Annotated in this window: 6 protein-coding genes; 3 read left to right on the forward strand and 3 right to left on the reverse strand. The window is 56.2% G+C overall.

The features are described from left to right. Positions 1-94: 94 nt before the first annotated feature. Both BJ917_RS02360 and BJ917_RS02365 read right to left on the reverse strand, forming a co-directional pair. Positions 95-1,687, reverse strand: a complete 1,593-nt coding sequence (locus BJ917_RS02360) for a hypothetical protein (RefSeq protein WP_147432535.1) — start codon at positions 1,685-1,687, stop codon at positions 95-97. Continuing rightward, entirely contained in the window at positions 1,635-4,223 is a 2,589-nt protein-coding gene (locus BJ917_RS02365) for a hypothetical protein (RefSeq protein WP_121101576.1), read from the reverse strand. The genes BJ917_RS02360 and BJ917_RS02365 overlap by 53 nt, the downstream gene beginning before the upstream one ends. Before the next feature lie 145 nt (positions 4,224-4,368). Between BJ917_RS02365 and BJ917_RS02370 the strand changes: the two genes are divergently transcribed. The 3 genes from BJ917_RS02370 to BJ917_RS02380 all read left to right on the forward strand — a co-directional run bounded on the left by BJ917_RS02370 (position 4,369) and on the right by BJ917_RS02380 (position 8,795). Next, positions 4,369-5,424: a tetratricopeptide repeat protein gene (locus tag BJ917_RS02370; protein ID WP_121101579.1), complete on the forward strand. Its 1,056-nt coding sequence runs from the start codon at positions 4,369-4,371 to the stop codon at positions 5,422-5,424. Positions 5,425-5,625: 201 nt separating this feature from the next. Then, positions 5,626-7,128 carry an ATPase domain-containing protein gene (locus BJ917_RS02375; RefSeq protein ID WP_096511305.1) on the forward strand — a complete coding sequence of 501 codons (1,503 nt, stop codon included), beginning with the start codon at positions 5,626-5,628 and terminating at the stop codon, positions 7,126-7,128. Then, positions 7,128-8,795 carry a response regulator gene (locus BJ917_RS02380; protein ID WP_372237700.1) on the forward strand — a complete coding sequence of 556 codons (1,668 nt, stop codon included), beginning with the start codon at positions 7,128-7,130 and terminating at the stop codon, positions 8,793-8,795. The genes BJ917_RS02375 and BJ917_RS02380 overlap by 1 nt, the downstream gene beginning before the upstream one ends. Before the next feature lie 150 nt (positions 8,796-8,945). Here BJ917_RS02380 and BJ917_RS02385 read toward each other — a convergent pair whose 3' ends face one another. Beyond that, positions 8,946-9,323, reverse strand: coding sequence for a response regulator (locus BJ917_RS02385; RefSeq protein ID WP_095194212.1), 378 nt, complete (start codon positions 9,321-9,323; stop codon positions 8,946-8,948). Positions 9,324-9,356: the final 33 nt, after the last annotated feature.

Here is a 9,356-nt window from a genome sequence, read left to right on the forward strand (position 1 = left end):
CAGAAAGCGTAGTCAGTGTTGTGAGGCAAGGCAGGTTTCGCCGGTAACGAAACCTGTCAACCCGTTCTATTCTTCGCTCCCCTATGCCAATGATTTACAACGGCCTGAAAGATGCCGTGGTTGCATTAGCCGATGGAATGAATGATTTGGCAGGCCGATAGAGAATACCGCCGTCCAGTTGAACGGGCTTGCTGGCTTCAATACTGTTTTTGAGGGACGTGGGATTTGGGATGAATTTTCCCTGTTTGTCATAACAGCCGATCACCGCCGACGCCGGGATGTCCTGGCCATAATTGACTTCATAGGGGCGCATGCCCAGTTTCGAGGTCGGGTACTTTTTCCAGTGATCATTGGCGTACAGATGATACCCCCTCATCTGTCTGGCATCGACGACATAGGTGTATCCGCCTCGACCACCACCATATTGATAAGCACCGGCACCACTGTGCTTGTAGTAAGGCGAAGTGGAGATACCCATGCCATCCATGTCCAATGCGTTCTTACCGCCTCCAAAGCCTCCGCGCATTCCATTGACCTGATTGACATCCGTTATGGGGGTGCGCAACTTGAAGCCCTGGCCGAACACCTCTTGGGGCGGTCGCATATCGCCGCGCATGACAAAACCCTGATAAACGTAACCTTCCGTGGGGCCCGAAAAATACACCACCTTCGTGTCCTTAATGAGCGTCTGTGCGAACTCTGGCCCTCTATTCAGCTTTTGCAACTGGCTTACAGTTCTGTGACTTTTGAATTTCAGTTCCAATTTTGCTGTCAAGGCCAGCGGATTTTTTACAACAGGAGCAATCCATTTAACTGGCTTTGGCAGCTTATGAATCATGGATGTAATTCGATTGAATACTGCACGTGCGATTCGCGTAGCGACCGATTTTGCAATCACCCGGCCCAACAACCTTCCCGCCAACGGACCTGCGCACTCCATGATAAAACCGCGATAGGCATTGGCTCGGAAACCTGCAGCAGCTTTTGGATCATCGGACATTTCACCTCGTATCAACTCCGTCGACGATGCGCTCGCGCCGAACAGAAAAGAGGCCGCCATACGCGCCCCCTTTGTTGCAAGAACCGTGGCCCCCGGAACTATCGTTACGATCGACATTGCGGTCATCAGCTTTCCGATAGCAGCGACCAACCCATCCGTAAAGCGTTCCTCGTCGGTTGAAACCAGGGTATCGATATCCGATAACACTTGGACCAACTGCCTTTTGTATAGCTCGCCCATTGCATCATCGGTCGTATCGAACAGAACCGGCGCATAACGCGGATAGAAATTGAATATGGAAAACTCAGGCTTGCCAAACTTGAAATCACTATCTACGCGTGACAATTTTTCATAGAGAGGAATACGATCGAGCAGCTTCCCTTGGAGTTGCTCATTGCTTTCGATGACGTCTTGCCTTTGCGTACCCACGGCGGGCAACTCGAAAACGGCAGTGTCGCCACCAAGGAACACAAACAACCCGAAACCGTCGGGATCGCCCAAATACACAGCATTACTGACTTTGGCAGGTGTATTTTCTCGAGGGTTGTTTAAATAGATACTCTGCGGTCGTATTTTCCCCGCCCGGAATTTATTGACGAGGTTTATGCCCTCCGGCGAAGCAGTGCCGGAGTTTTCATGGGACTCCAGCGTGGTGTTTAATTCGTATTCCTTGGCGAGTTTCCACAACTCTTTTACATCGGGGACGTTCGAGTGTTGACTTGACACTGTCCTTGTACGCTGCTTGCAAATCGGCATTCAGAATCGTGTTCTTGAGTGCTTCCGGAAAAAATGCCGGCCATTGGATGGTCATTTCTTCATTGCTGGCCTTTACCCGCAAGTGATAATCGGCACAGAGTTCCGCAAGCGTGAATGTCATGACCCTCTCATGACGTGGACTCGCGTAGCCGAATTTATCTGGCAAGGTGATTTCCTTGAACCTGACGTCAACGGTCGAAGTGGAATTCAGGGTTCGCTTCCAGTCATCGGGCAAGCTGGATTCGCTGATGATTGTGTCCACGCTGTTTTGTAAAAATGCCAGAGGGTCAACGATGGCCTCTGCACTTTTCAAAGCGTCAACGACCTTGTCCCTGGCTACATCGATAGTGATTCCGGGGGCGATTTCCCGCGCTGCCCCATCAGCCGCCTTGGGTTGCATTTTGTTCTCACGCGCACGTTCAATAACCCAATGCGAACCCCGTACTGAATTCGTCGCCACAGGATTGTCGGGCACCTCGCTGGTCACGCTGCGTACTTTACGTATCAACGGTCGGGACACGGGCAACGGTGCGGGCTGTGCTCCGGCAGACAGGAAATCCTCGACTTCATCGTCCTCATCGACTACTGATAACCGAATAATTTCTTCTATGAGTTCAAGATAACTGACACTGGAATCAGCGACAGAAGGCTGCCGGAGCAATATGTCGATATCCTCTAGAAGTTGAAGGTCGAGATGAGGCTCAACGTAGATGGATTGCTCAACCCGCTCCTCGAGTGCCAACGCGAGTTCGGGGAACTCCTCGAACATAAAGGCCAAATCATCCAGGATGTTTTCTCTGATATCCGTTGCCGGATCGGAAACGCCGTACCAATCGGAACTTTGTTCGGCGGGCACGATGATGGGGGACGCTTCAGGGGCAAACCAATAGGCATAAAAGTTGCTGACCGCTACATAAGCCGCGAAAGCACCCGTGGTACGACCTGGATTACGCTCAAGCAAGGCACCCGCACTGCTCAAGACAGCCGCGCCGTTGCTGACCAGATTGGCGGCCATCCGCTCAAGTAATCCGTTTACCTGCTCCCTGACAACCACCACAGCAGACGGCTGGTCGTTCAATATTGCTGTTGTAGCTTTGTAAACCGGTTCCAGTAACTCCTCGATCTTGATCTCTACATTCTCCGGTACAGCACCCACACTGTTCCATGGCACCAAATTGCGTGTTAACCATTCATCCGCTTTTGCAATGGCCTGTGTGAGCGTGGTCAAAGGCTCAGTGCAGGTGGAAGGTTGCGGCTGCCCTGCAGCCGGCTCGAACGGCGATTCGGTAAAATCGGCCGAACCATTTTTCCAGGCCCTGCTGCTTGGCTCTGGAACGGGCCTGCTGGTTGAAATATGGCGACTGTCTAACCTCAAGACTCCAAACGTATCCATTACATTGCAGGCGAGCAAAACTTTGCCAAGCAAGGTTTCCGGTTTGTGCGTTCCTGCTGTATTGATGTGCGAATAAAAGTTTGCGTGCCGCTCAAAGGATTCAATACGCTCCAGCAACGTCGGTGCAGAACTGTGTGGCGTCGGGGGATTGAAAAATCTCAGTGAAATGAGTTCTACCGGTCGTTCTCTCGCTGGCTCGGACGACGCTCTCCGATACCCGGGATCGAGCTGATCGCAGACAGCCTGAACCTTTTCGATAAATTTATCGTTCCAACGCTTTCGCTCACCGCTTTCCCGCAGTTCAGTGACTAACCTGGTCAGGTGCGCTTGTGCCTCCTTGGGTGAGGGACGCCGTTCACAGTCTTCCTTGAGCATGTCCCATGCATCGCGAACGCCGAAATCCCAGGAACGTACATATTGCTTGGCGTCCCGGGTCAAATCTTTGATGGCGTCCCACTGAGAGTCGGAGACCAACTGCTTTTGTGCAATTTTTTTGTCCAACTCAATCCCTGAAAACTCCAGCCTGGTCTGGATGAAATTCATCAGGCCCGCAGCGTTTTGGGCGCTTTCAAACTTTACATTTTCTCCCAGCGCTGCTTGCCATTGACTGGGCGGCAAATCGCAAAGTGCATCCAGAATCTCTTTTACTTTTGCTTTACCAAGCGCCCCATGCGACCGGATCGAGCGCTCCATAGCACCTTTCAGTCGTTCGCGCAGGACCTTGCCTGTTTCCTTTTGGAGAATGCCACTGCTGAATACATCGAGTATTTCCTGCTCAGAGAGCATCGCACTCGTTAAGTACTCCTTGAGCGCTCCCCATTGCTGATCCAGCTCCGCCTGATTTTCAAATTCTGGCTTTAACGCATTTCTAGAGCAGTCCAGAACCGGTGGGGAAACGTCAAAATCCAGCCCTGTCCGGGTTGGCGCCACGCTTTCCGACAATCGCAGGTGTTGAATGCTATTGCTGGTCGTCAATATGTCCCTGGAGAGGGAGCTTTGCGATTGTGGTTCGACATGAAACTGCGATGTCGTCTGTGCGCCAGTCGAACAGGACACATTGAAGGCGGGGGACATTACTTTTGATTTCCGTCCTGATTAAACGGTCAAGCTTATTTAAACGCCAGTAACCCCTCTTTCATAAACAGCTCAAGGTTTGACTCACGGCCCCACCTGACCGAAGCTTGCAGCTCTGCAAAACTTGCCAGCCCCCGGATCCTGCATGCCCAAGTCCCGCCGTTACCTGCTCATCAGCCTCAGCGCCCTGTTTGTCGTTGGCATTGCGTGGTTTTTCATGCGCAGCACGGCGCCCGTGGTGCCTGAGGCGATCAAGCGTGGTTACAGCGAAGCGCTGACTCAGGCCCGTAACGGCCAACCCGGCGCTGCACGGGTGCTTTACCAGCAATTGGCCCGCCCGGACATTTCGCCAAAGCGTCGCGTCTGGCTGCACGCCGAACTGCCCAACTACCCCAGCTCCGTTGCCCTGAAACTGGCGGATGCGGACTTGCAACATGAGGCGCCTGAGGTGCGCATCGCGGCGATCAAAAGCATCAGCGGGTTGGTGTCCAGCGCCCAGCGCAGTCTGTTGCTCGGGCCGTTGCTCGATGACAGCGATCAAAGCGTGCGACTGGCTGCCGTCAATGCGTTGCTGGGCCTGTCGCCGGATGAGCTCGGTTTGTATTTCGGGCCACTGGAACAGGCCATCGATGCCTGGCAACAAGTGCTCAAAAACGCCCCGCAAAGCGCTGACAACCACTATCAATTGGCCCGCCTGCATTTGCACAATGCCGAACTGAAAGAGGCACAACAGGAACTTGAACAGACCTTGCAACTGGCGCCCGACAATCTGCCGGCGCTGGTGATGCAAATCGAGGTGCTGGACCGGCAGGGTCAAAGCGAAGCAGCCCAGGAGTTGTTGGCCAGACAGCTGAAGGCACAGCCCGATTCCGCTTACTTGCAACACGCTCTGGGGCTGTGGTTGCTGCATCACGGTCAAAGCGAGTTCGCCCTGCTTGGCCTGTCCAAGGCCGTTGAGCTTGAACCGGACAACAAGGATTACCGCTATGACCTGGCGACTACACTGCACGGTGAGCAGGAGCTGGAGGCCGCGCAAAAGCAATTGCAGGAAATCGTCCAGCGCCACCCCAATGATCGCAAGGCCCGGGTCTTGTTGATCAATTACTGGAAAGAAAGCGGACAGCTGCAAAACGTGCAGATTCTGCTGGCGCAACTGGAACAACTGAATCCTGACGATCCGGCCCTTCAGCAGGGGCTGTAGGAGCCGGCTTGCTGGCGATGGCGGTGTATCAAACACCTGAATGGCACCTGACACGCCGCATTCGCTGGCAAGCCAGCTCCTACAAAGTTACATGTAACAAAGGTTGAACGCTCATCGCGGCCCAGGGTCAAGTGAAGAGGCAGCACGTTCAGGCAACTAGCGCCTGCGGCCTCGTTTCCCCTAGTCATGAGAGGGCATTTCTTGTCTACAGCCAACGAATTGATCAGCGTAAAAGCCGCCACCGGGATCGAAGGTCTGGATGACATCCTCGATGGTGGACTGTCCCGTGGCCACGTGTTCCTGCTGGAAGGTGAACCCGGAACCGGCAAGACCACCGTCGCCTTGCATTTTCTGTTGGCCGGCGCCCGGGCCGGCGAACGCTCGTTGTACATCACCCTGTCCGAAACCGAGCGCGAACTGCGTCAGGGCGCCCGGTCCCATGGTTGGGAACTGGACCATAACGTTTCCATTTTCGAACTGACGCCGCCGGAAAGCCTGCTCAACGCCGAGCACCAACAGACACTGCTGTATTCATCCGACCTCGAGTTGGGCGAAGCCACCAAACAGATCTTCGATGTGGTCGAACGGGTCAAGCCGACCCGCGTGGTCCTGGACAGCCTGTCCGAGATCCGCTTGCTGGCGCAGAGCTCCCTGCGCTATCGCCGGCAGATCCTCGCGATCAAGCACTACTTCGTGCGTTATGACGCCACGGTTCTGCTGCTGGACGACCTGACCACCGAATCCCTCGATAAAACCGTGCACAGCGTGGCTCACGGGGTGATTCGCCTGGAGGAACTGACCCCCAACTACGGCGCCGAGCGACGGCGTATCCGTGTGGTGAAGTACCGCGGCCAGAAGTACCGGGGCGGCTTTCATGACTTCACCATCATGGGGGATGGCGTGCACGTGTTCCCACGCCTGGTGGCGGCCGAACACCGCGGTAGCTACCTGCGACAGCAGTTGACCAGCGGCATCCGGGAAATGGACGCCCTGCTCGGTGGCGGCATCGAGACCGGGTCCAGTACCTTGATTCTCGGCCCGGCCGGGACCGGCAAATCCCTGATTTCGATGGTCTTCGCCGCGGCGGCGGTGGCCCGGGGCGAAAAAGCTGCGCTGTTCATTTTCGATGAAGAGCTGGGCTTGTTGTTCGAGCGCATGAACAACATAGGCATCGACCTGCAGGCGCTGCAAGAGACCGGCAACCTGCTGATCGAACAAGTGGACGCCGCCGAATTGTCCCCCGGCGAGTTTTCCCATCGGGTACGTCGTTGCGTCGACGAGCGCGACATCAAGACGGTGGTGATCGACAGCATCAATGGCTATCAGGCCGCGATGCCGGAAGAAAATGCGCTGGTGCTGCACATGCACGAGTTGCTGCTGTACCTCAACCGCAAAGGCGCCGCGACCTTCATGACCGTTGCCCAACACGGCCTGGTCGGTGACATGCAAGCCCCGGTGGACATTACCTATTTGGCCGATACGGTCATTCTGCTGCGCTACTTCGAAGCGCTGGGCAAGGTCCGCCGGGCCATTTCAATCATCAAGAAGCGTACCGGCAGCCATGAGTCGACCATCCGTGAATACCGGATCAGCTCACAAGGCATGACCATCGGTGAACCGCTGGAAGCCTTCCAGGGTGTACTGCGCGGGGTACCGACCTATCACGGCGCGAGCATGCCATTGCTCGGGGATGAACACCCGTGATGCTTCAGCAAGCGACGTCCGAGCGCGCGATCATTCTCGCGCCGCTGGGTCGCGACAGCCAGATTGCGCTGATGATGCTCAATGAGGCGGGTTTCGACGGAATCATCAGCCGGGATCTGCGCGGGCTCTGCAGCGAGCTGGAGCAAGGTGCAGGCTTGTTGCTGGTGTCCTCCGAAGCCTTGCTGGGCCAGGATCTTGAGCCGCTGCTCAGGCTCATCGAACAGCAGCCGGCCTGGTCCGACCTGCCGATTGTATTGTTGACTCACCATGGCGGTCCGGAACAGAACCCGGCTTCACGTTTCGGTCCGCAACTGGGCAATGTCACATTCCTCGAGCGCCCCTTTCATCCAGTCACCTTGATCAGCCTGGTGACCACCGCCCTGCGCGGACGCCGACGACAGTACGAAGCCAGGGACCGGCTGATCGATTTGAGCCAAAGCGAGCTGCGCCTGCAAAACACCCTGGAAACCCTGGAGCAGCAGGTGGAAGAGCGCACTGCACAGTTGCGCCATAATGAAGAAGTGCTGCGCCAGTCGCAGAAAATGGAAGCGGTCGGACAACTCACCGGCGGCATCGCCCACGACTTCAACAACATGCTGACCGGCATCATCGGCAGCCTGGAGCTACTGCGCCGGCGTCTGGCTCGGGGACGCATCGAGGATCTGGACAGCCTGATCGACCTTGGCGTGACGTCCGCCAATCGCGCAGCGGGCCTGACTCACCGCTTGTTGGCATTTTCCCGTCGGCAGTCGCTGGATTCCAAACCCGTAGAGATGAACACCCTGGTGGTGTCCATGGGCGAACTGCTGCAACGCAGCATCAATGAAAGCATTCTCCTGGACATGCAACTGAGCGACCAGCTATGGGTCGCCGAAGCCGACCCCAATCAACTGGAAAGCGCCCTGCTCAACCTGGTGATCAATGCCCGTGACGCCATGCCCGATGGCGGCAACCTGGTGGTGAAGACCTCGAACCGGCATCTGGACGCGGACTTCACCCAACCCCACAGCAATCTCGATCCGGGTGATTACGTGGTGCTCAGCGTCACCGACAATGGCTGTGGCATGCCGCAAAGCACCATCAACCGCGCTTTCGACCCGTTCTTCACCACCAAGCCCATCGGCCAGGGCACGGGGTTGGGCTTGTCGATGATCTATGGCTTCAGCAAACAATCGCGCGGTCACGTCGCCATTCAAAGTGAAGTGGGCGAAGGCACCACGGTGAGCCTGTACCTGCCACGTTTCGCGGGCGAAGTGCCGCAGGACCATCCACTTGAAAGCGCGCATCCGCTGATTGCCCGTCATGGTGAAACGGTCCTGATCGTCGAAGATGATCCTGCCGTACGGATTTTGGTCAGTACGGTGCTGGGCGAACTGGGCTATGCCTTTGTCGAGGCTGGCGATGCGGACAGCGCGATGCCGATCCTCGATTCGGGGCAACGGATCGATCTGATGATCAGCGACGTCGGGCTGCCCGGGATGAATGGCCGGCAACTGGCAGAAATAGGCCGGCAACACCGGCCTGATCTCAAGGTGTTGTTCATTACCGGCTACGCCGAACACGCGGCCGTGCGTGGTGGATTCCTCGATTCAGGCATGCAGATGATCACCAAGCCGTTCACCTTCGACCTGTTGACGGCCAAGGTGCGGGAGATGATCCGGGCTTGATGCTCCTACAGGGAAATGCGGTCAATTGTGGGAGCGAGCCTGCTCGCGATGGACGCCAACGATGACGCGCACTGTTGGATATACGCGGTGCACTCGGGATCATCGCGAGCAGGCTCGCTCCCACGAGGTTCTTTGCTTGACTCGCGGTCGTTACGACAACATGTCCTGCATGATTTCCTGCAGCACATCCAGATCGAACGGCTTGGCCAGGATCGGCGCGGTGCGGGTGATCGGGCTGTCGGTCTCGCGGATTTCCTGCGGATAGCCGCTGATGAAAATCACCTTGAGCTCCGGTCGCAGCTTCACCGCGGGTTCGGCGATCTGCACACCGGAGATACCACCCGGCAGGCGGAAGTCGGTGATCATCATGTCCAGGTGCGGCTTGCTGGCGAGGATCTCGAACGCCTGTTCACCATTTTCCGCCTGCAATACCCGGTAGCCCTCCCCCGACAGATAGGCCGACAGCACCATCAGGATCGAGGGGTCATCTTCGACGATCAATACGACATCTTGTGCATCTTCACTCATGGGAAGCCTTTGTTCGGTCAATAGCGTCTGATA

The organism is Pseudomonas sp. WPR_5_2 (genome assembly GCF_003634475.1).
GTDB classification, from domain to species: domain Bacteria; phylum Pseudomonadota; class Gammaproteobacteria; order Pseudomonadales; family Pseudomonadaceae; genus Aquipseudomonas; species Aquipseudomonas izuensis.

Excerpts from the sequence above, each read along its gene's own strand:
- BJ917_RS02365 (WP_121101576.1), bottom strand. The coding sequence starts at position 4,223 with ATGTCCCCCGCCTTCAATGTGTCCTGTTCGACTGGCGCACAGACGACA.
- BJ917_RS02380 (WP_372237700.1), top strand. The coding sequence starts at position 7,128 with ATGCTTCAGCAAGCGACGTCCGAGCGCGCGATCATTCTCGCGCCGCTG.
- BJ917_RS02385 (WP_095194212.1), bottom strand. The coding sequence starts at position 9,323 with ATGAGTGAAGATGCACAAGATGTCGTATTGATCGTCGAAGATGACCCC.
- BJ917_RS02370 (WP_121101579.1), top strand. The coding sequence starts at position 4,369 with ATGCCCAAGTCCCGCCGTTACCTGCTCATCAGCCTCAGCGCCCTGTTT.